The sequence below is a fragment of the Latilactobacillus graminis DSM 20719 genome, from assembly GCF_001436415.1.
In the GTDB taxonomy this organism is placed as follows: domain Bacteria; phylum Bacillota; class Bacilli; order Lactobacillales; family Lactobacillaceae; genus Latilactobacillus; species Latilactobacillus graminis.
This window is the reverse complement of record NZ_AYZB01000021.1, coordinates 38,959-61,158: the sequence shown is the minus strand read 5'-3', so window position 1 is coordinate 61,158 and position 22,200 is coordinate 38,959. Positions and strand designations below refer to the sequence as shown.

General features: G+C 41.4%; 16 protein-coding genes and 2 tRNA genes. 14 read left to right on the top strand and 4 right to left on the bottom strand.

The genetic code is table 11. From position 1 onward, the window contains the following. Window positions 1-83: 83 nt before the first annotated feature. From FC90_RS04895 to FC90_RS04880, 4 genes are all read left to right on the top strand, one after another. A tRNA-Gly gene (locus tag FC90_RS04895) sits at window positions 84-155 on the top strand. Between the two features lie 28 nt (window positions 156-183). Then, a tRNA-Pro gene (locus tag FC90_RS04890) sits at window positions 184-257 on the top strand. 179 nt (window positions 258-436) lie between these two features. Continuing rightward, a complete protein-coding gene (locus tag FC90_RS04885) occupies window positions 437-907 on the top strand; it encodes a CtsR family transcriptional regulator (protein WP_057908172.1) in 471 nt (156 codons plus the stop codon). Between the two features lie 17 nt (window positions 908-924). Continuing rightward, on the top strand, window positions 925-3,390 hold the full coding sequence (locus FC90_RS04880) for an ATP-dependent Clp protease ATP-binding subunit (RefSeq protein ID WP_057908171.1): 2,466 nt from the start codon (window positions 925-927) through the stop codon (window positions 3,388-3,390). A 106-nt stretch (window positions 3,391-3,496) separates the two neighbouring features. Here FC90_RS04880 and FC90_RS04875 read toward each other — a convergent pair whose 3' ends face one another. Next, on the bottom strand, window positions 3,497-4,372 hold the full coding sequence (locus FC90_RS04875) for a phosphate ABC transporter substrate-binding protein PstS family protein (RefSeq protein WP_057908170.1): 876 nt from the start codon (window positions 4,370-4,372) through the stop codon (window positions 3,497-3,499). 509 nt (window positions 4,373-4,881) lie between these two features. Here FC90_RS04875 and rpoB point away from each other — a divergent pair. Beyond that, complete coding sequence (gene rpoB / locus FC90_RS04870; protein ID WP_319016955.1) at window positions 4,882-8,487, top strand: DNA-directed RNA polymerase subunit beta; 3,606 nt, start codon at window positions 4,882-4,884, stop codon at window positions 8,485-8,487. 32 nt (window positions 8,488-8,519) lie between these two features. Beyond that, window positions 8,520-12,164: a DNA-directed RNA polymerase subunit beta' gene (rpoC, locus tag FC90_RS04865; RefSeq protein WP_057908168.1), complete on the top strand. Its 3,645-nt coding sequence runs from the start codon at window positions 8,520-8,522 to the stop codon at window positions 12,162-12,164. A 391-nt stretch (window positions 12,165-12,555) separates the two neighbouring features. Here the strand turns inward: rpoC and FC90_RS04860 are convergent, their stop codons facing one another. Further along, a complete protein-coding gene (locus tag FC90_RS04860) occupies window positions 12,556-13,242 on the bottom strand; it encodes a prepilin peptidase (RefSeq protein WP_057908167.1) in 687 nt (228 codons plus the stop codon). Window positions 13,243-13,524: 282 nt separating this feature from the next. Here FC90_RS04860 and rpsL point away from each other — a divergent pair, with 282 nt between their 5' ends. From rpsL to fusA, 3 genes are all read left to right on the top strand, one after another. Beyond that, window positions 13,525-13,938 carry a 30S ribosomal protein S12 gene (gene rpsL, locus FC90_RS04855; protein ID WP_004270179.1) on the top strand — a complete coding sequence of 138 codons (414 nt, stop codon included), beginning with the start codon at window positions 13,525-13,527 and terminating at the stop codon, window positions 13,936-13,938. A gap of 89 nt (window positions 13,939-14,027) precedes the next feature. Next, window positions 14,028-14,498, top strand: a complete 471-nt coding sequence (gene rpsG / locus FC90_RS04850) for a 30S ribosomal protein S7 (protein ID WP_057908166.1) — start codon at window positions 14,028-14,030, stop codon at window positions 14,496-14,498. 91 nt (window positions 14,499-14,589) lie between these two features. Further along, entirely contained in the window at window positions 14,590-16,677 is a 2,088-nt protein-coding gene (gene fusA, locus FC90_RS04845) for an elongation factor G (protein ID WP_057908165.1), read from the top strand. Window positions 16,678-17,320: 643 nt separating this feature from the next. Here fusA and rsgA read toward each other — a convergent pair. Further along, on the bottom strand, window positions 17,321-18,325 hold the full coding sequence (gene rsgA, locus FC90_RS04840) for a ribosome small subunit-dependent GTPase A (protein ID WP_057908164.1): 1,005 nt from the start codon (window positions 18,323-18,325) through the stop codon (window positions 17,321-17,323). Between the two features lie 193 nt (window positions 18,326-18,518). After that, a complete protein-coding gene (locus tag FC90_RS04835) occupies window positions 18,519-19,070 on the bottom strand; it encodes a cysteine hydrolase family protein (protein WP_057908163.1) in 552 nt (183 codons plus the stop codon). Window positions 19,071-19,401: 331 nt separating this feature from the next. Between FC90_RS04835 and rpsJ the strand changes: the two genes are divergently transcribed. Genes rpsJ through rplB form a run of 5 tightly spaced genes read left to right on the top strand, consistent with a single transcriptional unit; the run spans window position 19,402 to window position 22,198 of the window. Continuing rightward, entirely contained in the window at window positions 19,402-19,710 is a 309-nt protein-coding gene (rpsJ, locus tag FC90_RS04830; protein WP_004270220.1) for a 30S ribosomal protein S10, read from the top strand. 43 nt (window positions 19,711-19,753) lie between these two features. Continuing rightward, entirely contained in the window at window positions 19,754-20,389 is a 636-nt protein-coding gene (gene rplC / locus FC90_RS04825) for a 50S ribosomal protein L3 (RefSeq protein ID WP_057908162.1), read from the top strand. 23 nt (window positions 20,390-20,412) lie between these two features. Then, window positions 20,413-21,036, top strand: coding sequence for a 50S ribosomal protein L4 (gene rplD / locus FC90_RS04820; RefSeq protein ID WP_057908161.1), 624 nt, complete (start codon window positions 20,413-20,415; stop codon window positions 21,034-21,036). After that, window positions 21,036-21,320: a 50S ribosomal protein L23 gene (gene rplW, locus FC90_RS04815; protein ID WP_004270217.1), complete on the top strand. Its 285-nt coding sequence runs from the start codon at window positions 21,036-21,038 to the stop codon at window positions 21,318-21,320. Before rplD ends, rplW begins: the two co-directional genes overlap by 1 nt. Before the next feature lie 44 nt (window positions 21,321-21,364). Then, window positions 21,365-22,198, top strand: a complete 834-nt coding sequence (gene rplB, locus FC90_RS04810) for a 50S ribosomal protein L2 (protein ID WP_057908160.1) — start codon at window positions 21,365-21,367, stop codon at window positions 22,196-22,198. Window positions 22,199-22,200: the final 2 nt, after the last annotated feature.

The window sequence follows — 22,200 nt, the reverse complement described above, 5'->3', positions numbered from 1 at the left end:
GGTAGAGCACCTGGTTTGGGACCAGGGGGTCGCAGGTTCGAATCCTGTTTTCCCGACTGGATACAAAAAGGATAATAAAAGATGCGGAAGTAGTTCAGTGGTAGAACATCACCTTGCCATGGTGGGGGTCGCGGGTTCGAATCCCGTCTTCCGCTTTTTTTGTATCCGCAGTGAAATAGTTTCCGGGAAGTAGCTCAGCTTGGTAGAGCACTACGTTCGGGACGTAGGGGTCGCAAGTTCAAATCTTGTTTTCCCGATTCTCAAAGACTTGTTGATGACAAGTCTTTTTTTATATGTGGGGACAATTATATACTAAAAGTCAGTAAACTTTCAATTTCGGATAATAATCGTTATAATGATAGTCAACGTTAGTCAAAGTTAAACTTTTAATGTTGTATGCAAAAACGTAAAAACTGAATGAAGGGGCTGATATGACTTGCAAAGTCAGAATATCTCAGATATTATCGAGGCTTATTTAAAGAAGATACTGGCTGATAATGAGCAAATCGAAATCAGACGCTCTGAAATTGCTAAACTTTTTAATTGTGTACCATCCCAAATTAACTACGTCATCAATACCCGATTTACTGAACAACGTGGTTATGTTGTTAATAGTAAACGTGGCGGTGGTGGGTATATTCGGATTGTTAAAGTTCAATTTCTTGATGATCGTGATTTTTTAGAGGCGTTAATTGAAAATATCGACATACGAATCTCACAAGCAGATACTTTAGCAATCATCCAGAAGTTATATGATGAACAAATTTTGTCAAAAAAAGAAGGCAATTTGATATTAGCAGCAATGAGTCCACAGACATTAGCGGTTAATAATAAACAATTAGAAGAGCAACTTAGAGCGCAAATACTAATTGCTGTATTAGAACGACTAAGATATGAAATTAAGTAAAAAGTGGGGGATTATCCATGAATAATCTATTTACACCAAGTGCGAAGAACGTCTTAATGATGGCGCAGGAACAAGCAAAGAAATTTAATCACCATGCACTAGGAACGGAACATCTCCTATTAGCAATCGTATTAGAAAATGAAGGAATTGCTGGGACTACCTTACGCGAATTAGGTGTGAACCCAACCGATGTCCTTGAAGAAATTGAACGTTTAACCGGATATGGCGATGCGGTCATCGCTTCTGGCATTGGTGGCTATTTGCCGTACTCACCTAAAGCCAAACAAGTACTTGATATTGCTCGCGTCGAAGCACAACAAACTAATTCTATTAAAATCGGTACGGCGCATTTATTATTAGCGCTTTTACGGGATGATGACATTATTGCAGCTCGGATTTTGTTGAACTTAGGATTGAGTTTAGCGAAGACACGGCAACTGTTACTCCAAAAAATGGGAGTTGACGCAGCAACGGTTAAAAAACGAGCTAAAGCAAATAAAAACAAGGCAGATCAAGCCGGTACCCCAACACTGAATCAACTAGCACGTGATTTAACACAGCTAGCGCGCGATAATCAAATTGATCCAGTTGTTGGCCGTGATGAAGAAGTGCGGCGACTTGTACAAATTTTAGCGCGGCGTTCTAAAAATAATCCAGTGCTTGTTGGTGAACCTGGGGTTGGGAAGACGGCAATCGCTGAAGGTTTTGCTCAGCGGATTGTCAAAGGTGACGTACCAAGTGATATGCAGCAAAAACGACTCATGATGCTCGATATGGGTTCATTGGTTGCTGGGACGAAGTATCGTGGTGAATTTGAAGATCGTTTAAAGAAGATTATCGATGAAATTTATGCAGATGGCCAAGTCATTCTCTTTATTGATGAATTACACACCCTCATTGGTGCAGGTGGCGCTGAAGGGGCAATTGATGCTTCTAATATCCTCAAACCAGCATTAGCACGTGGTGAATTACAATTGATTGGGGCCACCACTTTGGACGAGTATCAAAAATATATTGAAAAAGATGCGGCCTTAGAACGACGGTTTGCGACCGTGACGGTCAATGAACCGACACCAGAAGATGCCGAACAAATTTTAAAGGGATTGCGTCCACGCTACGAAGCACATCATGGAATTTCTATTTCTGATGAAGCGCTGCATGAAGCGGTTGTCTTATCAAATCGCTATATTACAAATCGATTCTTACCAGATAAAGCTATTGATCTAATGGATGAAGCAACAGCCAAAGTTCGTTTAGATGCGGTCAATCAAAAGACGCCATTAGAGCGACTAGAGAAAAAACGCCAAACCCTTAAGGAAGATAAGGAAGCCGCTATCCGTGCTCAGGATTTTGAAAAAGCAGCCACGATTTATGAACAAGAAAGTACAGTTAAGGCTAAAATTGCAAAATTGCAAGCTGCTGAGCAAGAAAATGGGGTACGTAGCGATATTCAAGTAGTAGCTGAAGATATTGCCGAAATTGTTGCCCAATGGACAGGTGTACCGGTAACTCAGTTACAACGTAAGGAAAGCGAACGGTTAATGCAGCTTGAAAAAGTTTTGCACAAGCGAGTTGTTGGGCAAGAGGAAGCTATCTCGGCAGTTTCACGTGCAATTCGCCGCGCTCGGAGTGGTTTGAAAGACCCTAAACGACCTATCGGTTCATTTATGTTCTTGGGGCCTACCGGGGTCGGTAAAACGGAATTGGCAAAAGCTTTAGCAGAAGCAATGTTTGGTTCTGAAGATAACATGATTCGGGTTGATATGTCCGAATACATGGAACGGTACAGTGCTAGTCGCTTAGTTGGGGCCGCACCTGGGTATGTTGGTTATGAAGAAGGTGGGCAATTAACTGAAAAAGTTCGTAATCAACCGTACTCGGTTATTCTATTTGATGAAGTCGAAAAAGCACACCCAGACATTTTTAATATTTTACTGCAAGTCTTAGATGATGGGTACTTAACGGATTCTAAAGGCCGTAAAGTTGATTTTCGGAATACAATCATGATTATGACATCTAATCTGGGTGCTACCGCTCTTCGCGATGATAAATCGGTTGGGTTTGGGGTTAAAGATGTAACGGCTGATTATCAAGCAATGCAGGGGCGGATTATGGAAGAATTGAAAAAAGCGTTCCGGCCTGAGTTCTTAAACCGAATCGATGAAACAGTCGTTTTCCATTCCTTGACACAGCCTGAATTGCGCAAAATCGTGAAGATAATGGCCAAAAATGTTCTTAGCCGCCTAGCAGAGCAGGGGATTCAAATTAAGATGACTGCAGCAGCGATGGATGTTGTTGCTAAAGCCGGATTTGATCCTGAATATGGTGCGCGTCCAATTCGGCGTGCCCTACAAACCCAAGTGGAGGATCAATTGAGTGAGGCGCTACTTGCTGGGGAAATTGCGATGGGGGTTCCAGTTACAATTGGTGCTACTAAAGGGAAGATTACGATCACAAGTAAAGGTGACCAAATAACTGTTTAAAATTTACTGCGGGTAATCATTTAGATGTGGTTAGCTTGTGTGTACCGTAAAACAAGGCATCCGACCATTGGTCTGATGCCTTGTTTTTTGGGCATTGATCTGGGATTTAACGATCTTGAATCGTACCGTCGGCTTGACGTTCAATTTTCATTTGGGTGATTGGAATGTAACCTAGTTTCGGAATAATGGTTTTTTGAACGGCTTTTGACTGGATGAAGTGAATAAACTGTGCTGCTTGATAATCTGGAGCTCCCTTGGTATACATGTGTTCATAAGACCAAATTGGCCATGCGTTCGTTGTAACGTTCTTTTCAGTTGGCTGAACGTTGTTTAGTTTAATGGCACGTAAGTTACCCTTAATGTATGGAAAGGCGAGGTAGCTGATTGCACCAGGTGTTTGAGCGACAATTTTTTGCACAGTACCAGATGCGTCTTGTTCTTGGCTGACCATGACTTGATCAGTTTTAAGGGCCAATTTTTCAAAGGTCTGCCGGGTACCACTACCTTGGGCCCGATTGATAACAGTGATGTCTTTGTTGGGGCCGCCAACGGTTTGCCAATTGGTAATTGCACCTTTAAAAATGCCAACTAGTTGCGCATCTGTAAGCTGCTTAATGCCAAGTTGTTTGTTAACTACTGGGGCGATGGCGACTACCGCTACTTTGTGATCAACGAGTTTTTGTGCATCGATCCCTGATTTTTCTTCAGCAAAAATATCCGAATTTCCAATGGTGACATTTCCGGCGTTGATTTGGGTTAAACCAGTCCCAGAACCGCCACCTTGAACAGTGATGCTGATTTTCGGATTATTCTGTTGATATTGATCGCCAGCTTGTTCGACGAGTGGTTGTAAGGCAGTTGAACCAACTACGGTGATTTTGGTCTGCTGCGTATGGCTTGATCGGGATACTTGCTTTTGGCAACCGGTTAACAAAAGGGTGGCTAGTCCAACTGTGAGTACTCCCCTACTGATTGGCTTCATAGAAATTCCTCCTAAAAACTGATTTAAAGGTACGTGTTTAGTATAGAGACGGTGTGTAAAGATTGACTGCTGATTCATGTAAAAAACGTAAATGATCAGTCACGAGTTTGTAAAAGATTGAATAAAGATAGTGTGAAAAGACTATGCGATTAATATGTAAATTACTGTGCTGAAGGGGTTGAATTATTTTAGAATAGAATAGAATAGAATAGAATGGGATTGAAGTGATTTCAATTATGAATCAGTTGTTTAAGACAAATAATTGACTTCTCTTAGTAAAAGAAGTATAGTATACATTAACTGCAAAAATCCGTAGAAAATTTATCGTATTGATCTATTGTCCAGTACGATATTCATGAAAAGCAAAAATAGTTAGCTTGATTTAATCAGCTTAAAATAACTGTTTTTGTTTTTTTTCTGCTCAAAATTACCTAAAAATGACGATGTAATATTTATTTAATATTTGTCACAATTTTGTAATATTAGGGCTGCGGTAAACTTATAGAGGGGTGAACAATTTGGCAGGACACTTAGTGAATTACGGTAAACATCGTACTCGTAGAAGCTACTCACGGATTAAAGAAGTGCTGGAACTACCAAACTTGATCGAGATTCAATCTAATTCCTATCAATGGTTTTTAGACGAAGGACTTCGAGAAATGTTTGATGATATTATGCCAATCGACGATTTTGCTGGTAACTTATCATTAGAATTTGTTGATTATCAACTTCTTGAACCTAAATATACGGTTGAAGAGGCGCGACAACACGATGCCAACTACTCAGCACCATTACACGTCACTTTGAAACTAACTAACCATGAAACTGGGGAAATTAAATCGCAAGATGTTTTCTTTGGGGATTTCCCATTGATGACTGATCAAGGGACTTTTATTATTAATGGTGCTGAACGAGTAATTGTTTCACAATTAGTTCGGTCACCGGGCGTTTATTTCAATAGCGCTATTGATAAGAATAGTCGCACAACTTATGGGACAACAGTGATTCCTAATCGGGGTGCCTGGTTAGAGTTTGAAACAGATGCCAAGGATATTGCATACGTCCGGATTGATCGGACCCGTAAGATCCCAATGTCCGTTTTAATCCGGGCTTTGGGCTATGGTTCTGATCAAGAGATTATTGATATCTTAGGTGACAATGATTCATTAATGTTGACACTAGAAAAAGATATTCATAAGAATACTGATGAATCAAGAACTGAAGAAGCGTTGAAGGATGTCTATGAAAGATTGCGCCCAGGCGAACCTAAGACAGCTGACAGCTCACGTTCTTTACTTTATGCTCGCTTTTTCGATGCCAAACGGTATGACTTAGCTGCCGTTGGCCGTTACAAGATTAATAAAAAGTTAAGTTTGAAGACGCGCTTATTAGGACAAACATTGGCTGAAACATTGGCTGATCCAGATACTGGTGAAGTGATCGCTGCTAAAGATACGGTTGTTGATCGTCAAGTAATGGATGCTTTGGCACCTTATTTAGACCAAGAAGACTTCAAGACGGTTACTTATCAACCATCCGATGAAGGTGTCTTACCAGAGCCAATGACCCTTCAAGTCATTAAAGTTTATTCACAAAAAACACCTGATAAAGAAATCAATTTGATTGGTAATGGCCATATTGATGCCAAAATTAAGCATGTGATTCCTGCTGATATCATCGCTTCGATGAACTATTTCTTTAACTTACAAGAGGGCCTTGGTTCAACGGATGACATTGATCATTTAGGAAATCGTCGAATTCGTTCAGTCGGTGAACTGTTACAAAACCAATTCCGAATTGGTTTATCACGGATGGAACGGGTAGTTCGTGAACGGATGTCAATCCAAGACACAAGCACTGTGACACCACAACAGTTGATTAACATTCGCCCAGTTGTGGCCTCAATTAAGGAATTCTTCGGTTCATCACAATTGTCTCAATTTATGGATCAAACCAATCCCCTTGGCGAATTGACGCATAAACGGCGTCTATCTGCTTTAGGACCTGGTGGTTTGACTCGTGATCGTGCCGGTTATGAAGTTCGAGATGTTCACTATACCCATTATGGACGGATGTGCCCAATTGAAACTCCGGAAGGTCCTAATATCGGTTTGATTAATAGTTTGGCGAGTTACGCTGTTGTTAACCGGTATGGCTTCATCGAAACACCATATCGCCGTGTTAGTTGGGATACTCATGATGTTACGGATAAGATCGACTATTTAACAGCTGACGAAGAAGATAATTATGTCATTGCGCAAGCCAACTCACCGTTAAACGATGACGGATCATTCGTTGACGATACAGTCTTGGCACGTTATAAGGACGAGAATATCGAGACGTCAATTGATAAGTTAGACTACATGGATGTTTCGCCTAAGCAAGTCGTTGCTGTCGCTACGGCCTGCATTCCTTTCTTGGAAAATGATGACTCAAACCGGGCTTTGATGGGTGCAAATATGCAACGTCAAGCGGTACCATTGGTTGATCCACATGCACCACTTGTTGGGACTGGGATGGAATATAAAGCAGCCCACGATTCGGGGATTGCTTTATTAGCTCAGCATGCGGGTACAGTTGAATATGTTGATGCAAAAGTCATTCGCGTTCGTCGTGAAGACAGCACGTTAGATAAGTACGAATTAATGAAATTCCGACGTTCAAATGCTGGTAAAAACTACAACCAACGACCAATCGTGGCTAAAGGTGATCACGTTGATGTTGACGAAATCATTGCTGATGGACCAGCTATGGAAAAAGGTGAATTAGCCTTAGGCCAAAATCCATTGATTGCTTTCATGACTTGGAATATGTATAACTATGAAGATGCGATTGTGCTTTCAGAACGTTTGGTAAAAGAAGATCTATATACTTCAATTCATATTGAAGAATACGAATCGGAAGCTCGTGACACTAAGCTTGGGCCTGAAGAAATCACGCGTGAAATTCCAAATGTCGGTGAAGATTCATTAAAAGATCTTGATGAATTTGGGATCGTGCGAATTGGTGCTGAAGTTAAAGATGGTGATATTTTAGTTGGTAAAGTAACGCCAAAAGGTGTCACTGAATTGTCAGCTGAAGAACGGCTATTACATGCTATTTTCGGTGAGAAAGCGCGTGAAGTTCGCGATACATCATTGAAAGTACCACATGGTGGTGGCGGGATTATCCAAAACGTTAAGATCTTTACACGCGAAGCTGGCGATGAATTATCACCAGGTGTTAATATGATGGTCCGTGTTTATATTACTCAGAAGCGTAAGATTCAAGTTGGCGATAAGATGGCTGGACGACATGGTAATAAAGGGACAGTTTCAATCGTAGTTCCTGAAGAAGACATGCCGTATATGCCAGATGGTACCCCAGTTGATATTTTATTAAGTCCGATGGGGGTTCCTTCGCGGATGAACATCGGTCAAGTACTTGAATTACATCTCGGAATGGCAGCAAGAAACTTAGGCATTCATGTTGCGTCACCGGTTTTTGATGGTGCCCGCGATAAAGATTTATGGGATGCTGTTCGTGAAGCCAATATGCCTTCAGATGGTAAGAGTATTCTATATGATGGTCGGACGGGTGAACCGTTTGATACACGGGTTTCAGTTGGCGTCATGTACTATATGAAATTAGCGCACATGGTCGATGATAAACTTCATGCCCGTTCAATCGGACCATATTCACTAGTTACACAACAACCATTAGGTGGTAAAGCACAATTTGGTGGTCAACGATTTGGTGAAATGGAAGTTTGGGCTCTTGAAGCCTATGGTGCTGCTTATACCTTACAAGAAATTTTAACCTATAAGTCAGATGACGTTGTGGGACGTGTCAAAACATATGAAGCAATCGTCAAGGGTGAACCAATTCCCAAACCAGGTGTACCGGAATCATTCCGCGTATTGGTTAAAGAATTACAATCATTGGGATTAGACATGAAGGTGCTCGATATTAACCACGAAGAAATTGAGCTACGTGATATGGACGACGATGATGATGTTGAAAACGTCGATGCACTGTCGAAATATGCTAAAGAGCAAGAAGTTAAAAAAGCACAAGAAGCAGCTGAAAAAGCCCAAGCAGCAAATATTGAGGCGGGAGATTCTTCTGCTGAATAAAACGTGCGATAAATTATGAGGAGGTCGGCCCTTTGATAGATGTCAATAAATTTGAAAGTATGCAAATTGGTTTAGCATCTTCAGATAAAATTCGTAGTTGGTCGTATGGTGAAGTTAAAAAGCCGGAGACAATCAACTACCGTACTTTAAAACCTGAACGTGATGGCCTTTTTGATGAACGAATCTTCGGACCCACAAAAGATTGGGAATGTGCTTGCGGTAAGTATAAACGAATTCGTTATAAGGGAATTGTCTGTGATCGTTGTGGCGTGGAAGTTACACGGTCAAAAGTGCGTCGTGAACGCATGGGACATATCGAACTTGCAGCGCCAGTAACCCATATCTGGTATTTTAAGGGAATTCCTAGCCGCATGGGACTTGTCTTAGACATGAGCCCACGTGCTTTGGAAGAAATTATTTACTTCGCATCATACGTTGTGATTGATCCAGGGGATACCGCCCTTGAGAAAAAACAATTGATGACCGAACGTGAATACCGTGAAAAATTAGATGAATATGGTAATCGTTTCAACGCTAAGATGGGCGCTGAAGCGATCAAAGAATTGTTACGTGATGTCGATCTTGAAGGCGAAGTTGCTGAATTAAAAGAAAATTTGAAGTCGGCACAAGGCCAAAAGAGAACCCGCGCAATTCGGCGTTTAGATATTTTAGATGCCTTCCGTAAATCGGGGAATAACCCTGAATGGATGGTTATGGATGCGATTCCCGTGATTCCACCAGATTTACGGCCAATGGTTCAATTAGAAGGTGGCCGATTTGCCACTTCTGATCTAAATGATTTGTACCGTCGGGTAATCAACCGCAACAACCGTTTGAAACGATTATTGGATTTGATGGCACCAAGTATTATCGTTCAAAATGAAAAGCGAATGTTACAAGAAGCCGTCGATGCTTTGATTGATAATGGTCGTCGTGGTCGTCCAGTTACTGGGCCTGGTAACCGCCCATTGAAGTCTCTTTCGCATATGTTGAAAGGAAAGCAAGGCCGCTTCCGGCAAAACTTACTTGGTAAGCGTGTTGATTATTCTGGCCGTTCCGTTATCGATGTTGGCCCAACATTGAAGTTCTATCAATGTGGCTTACCTCGTGAAATGGCCCTTGAATTGTTCAAACCATTCGTGATGCATGAATTAGTGAAACGCGAGATGGCTTCAAACATCAAAAATGCTAAACGTAAAATTGATCGGCAAGATGATGATGTTTGGGATGTTTTAGAAGATGTCATCAAGGAACGCCCAGTTCTATTGAACCGTGCACCTACTTTGCATCGACTTGGAATTCAAGCATTTGAACCAATCTTGGTTGATGGTAAATCAATTCGTCTCCATCCGCTAGCTTGTGAAGCTTATAATGCCGATTTTGATGGGGATCAAATGGCAATTCATGTACCTTTATCTGATGAAGCACAAGCAGAAGCAAGAATGTTAATGCTTGCTGCACATCATATTTTGGCACCGAAAGATGGTAAGCCAATTGTTACTCCTTCTCAAGATGTTGTTTTAGGAAACTATTACTTAACACTTGAACAAAAAGGGAGTCTTGGCGAAGGCATGATCTTCAAAGATACAAACGAAGTCTTAATGGCTTATCAAACCGGTCATGTGCATTTACACAGTCGGATTGGATTATCAATTGCAGATATGGACAATCGCCCATTCCCTGACGAACAACGTCACAAGATTATGGTAACGAGTGTTGGTAAGGTGATGTTCAACGAAATCATGCCAACTGGCTTCCCATATTTGAATGAACCGACAACCGATAACTTGATGAACGGTGTGCCAGACAAATACTTTATCGACAACGGTGAAGATATTCATGACTACCTCTCAAGTGCCCCAGTGATCTTACCATTTAAGAAAGGCTTCTTAAGTGATATCATCGCGCAAGTCTTCAAGGTATATAAGGTTCAACGGACATCTGACTTATTGGATGATATGAAGACCTTAGGTTACGTTCAAGCGACCCATGCTGGTTTAACAGTTGGGGTTGCAGACGTGCCACAATTACCTGAAAAACAAGAGATTGTTGATGAAGCCCATAAGAAGGTTACGACGGTTTCTAAACAATTCCGACGTGGTCTGATTACAGATGAAGAACGCCATGCACGAGTTATCGAAATCTGGAACGATGCTAAAGATGATATTCAACAACGACTCACAGATGCGTTTGATCCAACCAACCCAATTTCAATGATGTCTGATTCTGGTGCTCGTGGGAACATTTCTAACTTTACCCAACTTGCCGGGATGCGTGGATTGATGGCTGCTCCAAATGGTGGGATGATGGAAGTTCCAGTTACATCAAACTTCCGTGAAGGCCTTTCTGTTATGGAAATGTTCATGTCAACTCATGGTGCCCGTAAAGGGATGACTGATACGGCACTTAAGACAGCCGATTCTGGGTACTTAACGCGGCGTTTGGTGGATGTTGCTCAAGACGTTATTATTCGTGAAGAAGATTGTGGGACAGATCGTGGTCTTTTAATCCATTCAATTCGCGAAGGTAATGAATTAATTGAACCGTTATATGATCGTCTTGTTGGGCGGTGTGCAATGAAGACCGTTGTTAATCCAACGACAGGTGAAGTGATGGTTCAACGGAATCAATTAATGGATGAACAGCTTGCTCAAGCAGTTGTTGATGCTGGTGTCGAGGAAGTTACTATTCGCTCCGTCTTCACATGTAACACAAAACATGGTGTCTGCAAGAAATGTTACGGTCGTAACATGGCTACTGGTGAAGAAGTTGAAGTTGGAGAAGCAGTCGGAACTGTCGCGGCACAATCAATCGGTGAACCTGGTACGCAATTAACCATGCGTAACTTCCATACCGGTGGGGTTGCCGGCGGTGAAGATATCACACAAGGTTTACCTCGGATCCAAGAAATTTTTGAAGCGCGTAATCCTAAAGGTCTTGCAACCATCACTGAAGTAACTGGTGAAGTTGTTGCGGTGGAAGAAAACCCTGCCGAACATACGCGTGAGATCACTGTTCAAGGTGAAACAGATACACGTTCATATAGTGTGCCTTACACAGCCAACGTCATCGTCAACGAAGGTGATATGGTTCGTCGCGGTTCTAAGTTAACGGGTGGTTCTGTCGATCCTAAACAATTAATTAAAGTACGTGACGTTTTATCAACAGAAAATTATCTCTTGCATGAAGTTCAAAAGGTTTACCGCATGCAAGGGGTTGAAATTGGCGATAAACACGTTGAAGTTATGGTTCGTCAAATGTTGCGTAAAGTTCGAGTTATGGATCCAGGTGATACAGAAATCTTACCTGGTACATTAATGGATATTAGCGAATTTACGGATCGTAACCACGAAACATTAATTAGCGGTGGGGTGCCAGCTACATGTCGTCCTGTCTTGCTTGGGATTACTAAAGCATCATTGGAAACAAATAGTTTCTTATCAGCCGCATCATTCCAAGAAACAACGCGGGTCTTAACGGATGCATCAATTCGTGGTAAGAGTGATCCATTACTTGGTTTGAAAGAAAATGTAATCATCGGTAAGATTGTCCCAGCTGGTACTGGTATGGCGAAATATCGTCATATGGAACCTAAGACAGTCGGTGCTGTATCGGAGAATGTTTACTCAATCAGTGATATTGAAGCGCAGATGAAAGAAGCAGAAACAAAAGAATAGACGTGGTCATTAAAGTTACTGAAAAAGGAGCCCCTGCGGGGGCTCCTTTTTCATGCTTAAATTTTAGGGAGATAATAATTGTGATTAACGACCTTAGTAGGATTGATAACTCGGTATTGCAAGATCAGTGATACGACGGTGATTCAAAACATACAACGATTGATTACCTCATTTTGAAGCTAATCAGGATTTATAATGCGTCGGCGCAAAATTAAGATTACTGTATTATGCGGTATTTCAATCAAGGCAATTGACCACACGCAATAACGGTCGCTTCAGCGATTGAATATCAACACAGCTTGAAGTAAATTTTTTGTGGAATCAGTGTTAATAACTGAAAAAGTTTAAAAGTTAACTAAATGGAAGCCTGTAATATGGCTTTCTTTTTGTATTATGGACAAATACCGTGGCCTAATAGCATGACGACACCAGCTAAAATATATGGAATAAATGGAATCTGATAATTACAAGGTTTTGATAAGGTTCGGCGAATGCCATATAACAATAAGCAGCTTAAACAGGCAACTAACAAAACTTGTAGGATCGCCTCGAATCCCAACCAAAGGGTCAAAATGCTTATTAGTTCTGCATCACCTAAACCAAAGCCGGCCGACCAATTAGCGAAGGCGCAGAAAATAATCCCTGTTAAACAGGCGCTTAACCAGTAATTTTGTGACCAGTAATGATAAAAAAGAGGCGCCATTGCAATCAGCATTGGTATTGGATAGAGAATACGGTGGAACAGATCGACAAGACTCATTTCAAAAAGTAACACAAGTAAATAGATTGTTGCTAGTGACCAAGAATGGCTCCAACAAAAGCAGGCTAATAAGCCGCCGCTGAATTCGCTACCCCAAAAATAAAAATTAATCCATTTACCACATGTGCGGCACTTACCTTGTAAGATTAGGTAACTAATCAGCGGTAGTAAATCAAACCAGGCGAGTTGTTGATGACAATTGTCGCATTGCGAACGCGGTGCAACAATGGAACGTCCTTGTGGCAAGCGCCATGCGCAAACTGACAAAAATGATGCACAGCAAGCGCCAGCATAAAAGATGGTTAAATAAAGTAACATGCGCCAGTCCTCCTTACTATATTAAATTGCGGGAAAAAGGGCGCTTTTTTTCTGAAAAACTAACTTTTAACACATTGACTTTCTATCAGACGCATGCTATTCTAGTAGTTGTGCTTTTTACGGAAGTTTTCTGATATTCAGACATGCTGACTGACGTCTAAAAATGCATTACAATTCATGCAATTTAGGTTGCCATTTTTTTATCGTAAAAAAAGAACCACCTGGATGTGTGGACTTAAAATTTAAAAATAACTTTCAGATCAAGGAAGGAGGAACCTTCAAATGCCAACAATTAACCAATTGGTACGTAAGGGTCGTAAATCAAGAACTTCAAAGTCTGATGCACCTGCATTAAACTTTGGCTACAACAGTATGAAGAAAAAAGCTACAGATAATCCAGCACCACAAAAACGTGGGGTTGCTACGCGTGTCGGGACAATGACACCTAAAAAGCCTAACTCTGCTTTACGGAAGTATGCGCGTGTGCGTTTATCTAACTTAATCGAAGTCACAGCTTATATTCCTGGGATTGGTCATAACCTACAAGAACATAGTGTTGTACTTATCCGTGGGGGCCGTGTTAAGGATTTACCTGGGGTACGTTATCACGTTATCCGTGGCGCTTTAGATACAGCCGGTGTTGACGGTCGTATGCAAAGTCGTTCTAAATACGGTACTAAGAGACCTAAAAAATAACACACAAAAAAATTTGAAAAAGTCGATTGAAGTTTAAATGACACTGTGTGTTACTTCAAGGACTTAAATATCTTGAGGAGGTTATCAGGATGCCAAGAAAAGGCTATGTTGCAAAACGTGACGTTTTACCTGATCCAATGTACAATTCTAAATTGGTTTCACGCTTAATCAACCGCTTAATGGTTGACGGTAAACGTGGTACTGCGTCATCAATCTTATATGATGCATTTGATATTATTAAAGAAGAAACTGGTAATGAACCATTAGAAGTGTTCGAAGAAGCTATGAACAACATCATGCCAGTGCTTGAAGTTAAAGCGCGCCGAATCGGTGGCTCTAACTACCAAGTGCCAATTGAAGTTCGTCCAGAACGCCGGACAACTTTGGGGTTGCGTTGGTTAGTTAACTACGCTCGCTTACGTGGGGAACATACTATGGATCAACGTCTTGCGCGTGAAATCATGGATGCTGCCAATAACACGGGAGCTGCAGTTAAAAAACGTGAAGATACACACAAAATGGCTGATGCCAACCGCGCATTTGCACATTATCGCTGGTAAGATTAACAAGGTTGGCTGTTATATGTATTCAAATCATATAATGGCCTCTTGTTGTATATAGCTTAATATTCGAGAGGAGTAATATTCACTTATGGCAAATAAACGTGAATTTCCGTTAGACAAAACGCGTAATATCGGTATCATGGCCCATATTGATGCTGGTAAGACAACTACCACAGAACGTATCTTATACTATACTGGTAAAATTCATAAAATCGGTGAAACCCATGAAGGGGCTTCGCAAATGGATTGGATGGAACAAGAACAAGAACGTGGGATTACAATTACATCAGCTGCTACAACCGCTGAATGGAAAGGTAATCGAGTTAATATCATTGATACACCTGGACACGTTGATTTCACAATTGAAGTTGAACGTTCACTGCGTGTTTTAGATGGTGCCATCACTGTTCTAGATGCACAATCAGGGGTTGAACCTCAAACTGAAAATGTTTGGCGTCAGGCAACTACTTATGGTGTGCCACGGATTGTCTTTGTTAACAAGATGGATAAACTTGGTGCGGATTTTGATTATTCAATGACCACATTGGAAGATCGGCTACAAGCTAATGCACATGCTGTTCAAATGCCAATTGGCGCTGAAGATGAATTCGAAGGCGTTATTGATTTGATTGAAATGCAAGCCGATATTTATGATGAAGATGAATTAGGTGCTAAGTGGGATACAGTTGATGTACCTGCTGATTATCTTGAACAAGCTACAAAACGGCGCGCTGATTTAGTTGAAGCGGTTGCTGATGTTGATGATGATATCATGAACAAGTATTTAGAAGGCGAAGAAATTACTAAGGAAGAATTGAAAGCTGCTATTCGTCAAGCAACAATTGATTTGAAATTCTTCCCAGTTTTCGCTGGTTCAGCTTTCAAAAATAAAGGTGTTCAAATGTTAATGGATGGCGTTGTGGATTACCTACCATCTCCGTTAGACGTACGTCCATATAACGCTAAAAACCCAGCTGATGATTCAGAAGTTGAATTGATGGCCGGCGATGATAAACCATTTGCTGGTTTAGCATTTAAAATTGCTACTGACCCATTCGTTGGTCGTTTAACATTCTTCCGTGTTTATACGGGTACATTGCAATCTGGTTCATATATCTTGAATGCTACAAAAGATAAGCGTGAACGTGTTGGTCGTTTATTACAGATGCATTCAAATCACCGTAATGAAATTCCCGAAGTATTCTCAGGGGATATCGCTGCTGCAATCGGTTTGAAGAACACGACAACTGGTGATTCCTTAACTGATGTTGATCATCCACTAATCTTGGAATCAATGGAATTCCCTGATCCAGTTATTCAAGTTTCGATTGAACCAGATTCGAAAGAAGACCGTGATAAGTTAGATCTTGCTTTACAAAAACTTGCTGAAGAAGATCCTACATTCAAGGCTGAAACTAATCCTGAAACCGGTGAAACACTTATTTCTGGGATGGGTGAATTACATTTGGATATCATGGTAGACCGGATGAAACGTGAATTTAAAGTGGTTGCTAAAGTTGGTGAACCGCAAGTTGCTTATCGTGAAACATTCACGAAACAAGCATCTGCACAAGGTAAATTCGTTCGTCAATCCGGTGGTAAAGGACAATATGGTGATGTTTGGGTTGAATTTACACCTAATGAAGAAGGTAAAGGCTTCGAATTCGAAGACGCTATCGTCGGTGGTGTTGTTCCCCGTGAATACATTCCATCAGTTGAACAAGGCTTAAAGGAATCAATGGCAAACGGTGTCTTAGCTGGTTACCCATTGATCGACGTTAAAGCTAAGTTATATGATGGTAGTTATCATGATGTCGATTCAAATGAATCAGCATTTAAGATTGCTGCATCAATGGCATTGAAGAATGCTGCTAAACAAGCTGGCGCTGAAATTCTGGAACCAATCATGAAAGTTGAAGTAATTGCCCCTGAAGAATATCTTGGTGATATCATGGGTCAAGTTACTGCACGTCGTGGTCGCGTTGAAGGGATGGAAGCACGTGGTAATGCACAACTTGTTAATGCAATGGTGCCATTATCAGAAATGTTCGGTTATGCAACAACATTACGTTCAGCTACACAAGGCCGTGGGACGTTTACAATGACATTTGATCATTATTCAGCTGTTCCTAAGAGCATCCAAGAAGAAATCATCAAGAAGAACGGTGGCCAATAAGCCGCTAATCTTAACGGATTGTTTCAATTGGGAAAGGACTCGTCATTTTGATGAGTCCTTTTTTGGTGCGCAAAACACGATTTTAAAGTTTCGTAAATGAAAGTTCATATTTAATTCATAACTGGTTGGTATTCTGTATACATCAGATGAATTCCTCTCAAGAAATAATCTGAAAAAGTAAAAATGCTTTTCAAGGTGGTTAGCTTTTGAGCATAACATAGCGAGGATAATGAGCGACGAAGGTGATCGTTGTCCTCGCGTAGTTAGGCGGAAAAAGTTACCTTGAAAAGCAAGATTAAATGGATTTTCATTAGACAATTCCTCCCTAAAGAATCCGTCTAACTAAAGCATCGCCAATGAGTTATAGTTTAATGGTAAAACGAGCCAGCCCATTTGAAATTCCTCCCAAGAACAGCGAATGGTTCTCTGGTCATTGGCAAAGACTTATTTTTGAAGGCATAAGTCTCTGCTAGTTACTAATACTGGTTCATGCGGGTTCAATCCCCGCTAACTCGATTTGCCACCGCCCTGGCAAAAACTCAAACTCTTTTTCATATCTGCTGCTCCAAAAAAAGGGAGTTACGACAAAAAAATCACTTTTGTCGTAACTCCCTTTTTGTGTTTCTAGGCACAGCTTACTGAGTTAGTTTTGTTTTGTAGGACGTGTTTTCAAACTGCCCATCAGACGTTTAACCTTTGCTTGTTCGACTTCGCGGGCGGATAGTTGACTATAGTCCGCCTCGATAGCCAGTTTATTGAAATCAGCTAGCCGTTCAGGCATTAATGAACCTGCATCGATTGCGGCTCGTACGGCGCAACCGGGTTCGCTTTGATGCTGGCAATCCTTGAATCGACAGTCCTGTGCGAGCGTCTCAATATCAGTAAAGACTGTCTTGAGTGCCTTAGACATGCTACTTGTCATGCCGAGTTCGCGCATGCCAGGAGTATCGACGATGAAGGCCCCGCTAGCAGTTTGATAGGCTTGTCGATTGGTGGTTGTGTGGCGCCCCTTATCATCGTCAGCGCGAATGCCGCTCGTTAAAATGGAAGGCTCTTTAATGAGCTGGTTGATCAAGGTTGATTTACCAACGCCGGATGAGCCGACAAATGTCACCCATTGATCAGCTATTAAATATGATTTAAAAGCCGCTACAACATTCGAGGTCGTCTGGTCAGTTGTGATGACGGGAACGCTGTCGAATGTCACGCGTGCAATGGCGTCAAGAAAGGTTGTTAGCTCAGAGTGGCTGACTAAATCGGTTTTACTCAAAACAATCACCGGTGTTGCGCCGCTATCCCAAGCCATCGTCAAATAGCGTTGTAAGCGCGCTTCGCTGAACTCTTGATTGGCGGATGTTACGATGAAAATCGTTGCAACATTGGCCGCTAAAGTTTGAATCCGTTGTTGCTTATTACTGTTGTGTCGTTGAATAAGCGTGTGCCGGGGATGATGTCCTTGGATTTGGAAATAATCCGTATCATAGATCACGCCGGTCACTTGATCGCCGACAACGGGCAGGTCGTTAGTACTTTCTGCCAAGTGGCGGTACCGACCGCTGATTGTTGCGGTTAATTCTTGATGATTGAGTAGGACTTTGTAATGGTCTTGGCTTTGAAAAATTAAAAAAGCTGTTTGTTGTGTTTGCATGATGATGCGCCTCCAGTGTGTTATTTCATGATGATCTAAATGAAATAATGGCGGCACTGGCTATCTAAGCAGCGAATACCGCCATTGATAGCACAATTGCTGTGTTTGTTTTTAACATAAAAAGAATCTCCTCTATATGGAATGGGTATATTGTCCCGTTAATTACGATAGCAGATGATCGTTAAAAGTCAAATTAGATAATTGTAGCTCCGAGGCTGTTTTTAAAATGCGCGAGTGCCCATTCTTGCCCGTTCGGTGTAAAAGTTGCGACGGCAGCAGCTGGAATCGTTAGTGGATAATTTAAATTATACGCCGAGACTGCAGTGTGGAGCACACAAATGTCGGTACAAACGCCAGTCAGTGTTAACGCGCTAATCTCGCGCTCGCGTAAGAAATTATCTAGATTTGTGTTAGCGAAGGCTGAATAGCGATTCTTTGCAAATGCGTAGACGTGAGGATTGGTTTGGTGTTCGGTGTACCAGCTAGCTAGTGGTCCGTAAAACTCACGGCCCCAAGTATTAGCTAGATTATGTGGTGGGAATAGGGTGCCCTCTGGATGAAATGAATCATCTTTGCCGTGTAAGTCAGTCGGTAAGATGACGTAATCACCGGCTACTAGGAACTGGTTAGCTAATTCGATAATTACAGGAGCGATTTGCTGGGCGGGTTTGCCGGCTGTCAGAGCACCGTTTGGGTCAACGAAGTCATTTGTGTAGTCAATAATTAAAAGTGCACGATGGGACATGGTAGTGGCCTCCTATAAGAGATTTAAGTTGCTCTTAGTGTATCAAAAGAAGCGCTAAATGCCACGTATAATGTTCGGTATGACGATTATACAAACGCCGGAGAAAACTTTGATAAAACAGCAAAAAAAGGTTGCGTTATGTGGCTGTTTCTTGTAAGATAGATAAAGTGCTATTTCTATAGTAGGAGTGTGCACTATGATAATCAAAAGATTATCGAGTAGCTAAGATGTGAGAGGTTGCGACACACCCGGCCGCTTTGCCATGGGCGGGCGTGCCGGAAAATTTTCACGGAGCTAGTCTACTTTTAAAATAGACGAAGGAGGGAAAAACATGGCAAAACAAAAGATTCGTATTCGTTTAAAAGCATTCGAACACCGTATTTTGGATCAATCAGCTGATAAGATTGTGGAGACAGCAAAGAGAACAGGTGCTACTATCTCTGGCCCAATCCCATTACCAACTGAAAGAACCCTTTATACAGTACTTCGTTCACCACATAAACATAAAGATTCGCGTGAACAATTCGAAATGCGGACACACAAACGTTTAATCGATATTGTTAACCCTACACCTAAGACAGTTGATTCATTGATGAAACTTGACTTACCAAGTGGTGTCGATATCGAAATCAAGCTTTAATTCGTACCAACCAATTTAAAAATACTAGAAAAGAGGTGTTACCATGACCACAAAAGGAATCTTAGGTAGAAAAGTAGGTATGACACAGGTTTTCACTGAAAATGGTGAATTAATTCCCGTAACAGTTATCAAAGCAACACCAAACGTTGTTTTACAAGTTAAAACAAATGAAACAGACGGCTATGAAGCCATCCAAGTTGGCTTTGAAGACAAACGTGAAGTCTTGTCAAACAAACCTGCTAAAGGTCATGTAGCAAAAGCAAACACTACTCCTAAGCGCTTCATTAGAGAATTCAGAGATGTCGCATTAGGAGATTACGAAGTAGGAACAGAAATCAAAGTTGATACTTTCGCAGCCGGCGACGTCGTTGACGTTACTGGTGTAACGAAAGGTCATGGTTTCCAAGGTAACATTAAAAAAGACGGACAATCACGTGGGCCTATGGGTCACGGTTCTCGTTATCACCGTCGTCCTGGTTCAATGGGTGCGATTATCAACCGTGTCTTCAAGGGTAAATTATTACCTGGGCGCATGGGTAACAACCAACGTACTGTTCAAAACCTTGTGGTTGTAAGCACAGACGTTGAAAAGAACGTTATCCTTGTTAAAGGTAACGTGCCAGGTGCTAAAAACTCAATGATTACAATTAAAACAGCGGTTAAAGCTCGTAACAAATAATCTGAGAAGGGAGGATTTTACCAATGGCAAACGTAACATTATTTAAACAAGATGGTAGCCAAAATGGGAACGTTGAATTAAACGACTCAATCTGGGCTATCGAACCGAACGAAAACGTTGTGTTTGATGCAATCATCATGCAACGGGCTTCATTAAGACAAGGAACACATGCTGTTAAGAACAGATCAGCTGTTCGCGGTGGTGGACGTAAACCTTGGCGTCAAAAGGGTACTGGTCGTGCTCGTCAAGGCTCAATCCGTTCACCTCAATGGCGTGGTGGTGGTACCGTATTTGGCCCTACACCTCGTTCATACAGCTACAAATTACCTCGTAAAGTACGTCGTCTTGCAATCAAGTCAGTACTTTCACAAAAGGTTATCGACAATGATTTAGTTGTTGTAGATGCATTCAACTTTGACGCACCTAAAACTAAAGAATTTGCTGAAGTACTTAACAAGTTAGACGTTAATACTAAAGCACTGGTAGTACTTGAAGATGGAAATGATTTTGCTGCATTATCAGCGCGCAACTTACCTAACGTAACTGTTGTTCCTGCTGATGGTATCAACGTATTAGACGTTGTTGGCAACCAAAAATTAATCCTTACTCAAGCTGCTCTTTCTAAAATTGAGGAGGTGCTTGCATAATGGAAGCACGCGATGTTATTTTACGCCCCGTAGTTACTGAAAATTCAATGGCTGCAATGGACGACAAGAAATACACATTTGATGTTGATGTTCGTGCCAATAAAACACAAGTGCGTTATGCAATCGAAGAAATCTTTGGTGTCAACGTTAAAAACGTCAACATCATGAATGTTCGTGGTAAGTTAAAACGTCAAGGTCGCTATGCCGGTTATACTAAGAAACGCCGTAAAGCAATCGTTACTTTAACTGCTGATTCAAAAGAAATTAAGATTTTTGAAGATTAAGCAATATTTAAATAGAATAAGAATAATTATAGGAGGGTATACACGTGGGAATTATTAAGTACAAACCAACCACAAATGGTCGTCGTAATATGACCGGCTCAGATTTTGCTGAGATCACAAAGACAACCCCTGAAAAGACGTTGTTGGAATCCCAAAGCCATACTGCTGGTCGTAATGCACATGGTCATATCACCGTTCGTCATCGTGGCGGCGGTCATAAGCAAAAATACCGTGTTATCGACTTCAAACGTATCAAAGATGGTATCAAAGCGACTGTTAAGTCAATTGAATACGATCCAAACAGAACTTCAAACATTGCGTTAATCCAATATCCAGACGGTATCAAATCATATATCATTGCGCCTAAGGGCCTTGAAGTTGGCATGGTCGTTGAATCTGGTGTGGACGCTGATATTAAAGTTGGGAATGCTTTACCATTAGCTAACATTCCTGATGGTACACTGATTCACAACATCGAATTAAAACCTGGTAAAGGTGGCCAATTGGTTCGTTCAGCTGGCACATCAGCTCAATTATTAGGTAAAGAAGGTAAGTACGCAATTGTCCGGTTAACTTCTGGTGAAACACGTATGATCCTAGTTACATGTCGTGCAACGATTGGTACCGTTGGTAACGGTCAACACGAATTAATCAAGATTGGTAAAGCTGGCCGTAAACGTTGGATGGGTATTCGTCCTACAGTTCGTGGGTCTGTAATGAACCCTAACGATCATCCACATGGTGGTGGTGAAGGTAAAGCACCAATCGGACGTCCTTCTCCTATGTCTCCATGGGGTAAGAAGACGCTTGGTAAGAAGACTCGTAGTAGTAAGGCTCGTTCAGAGAAACTTATTATTCGTCATCGTAAATCAAGATAATC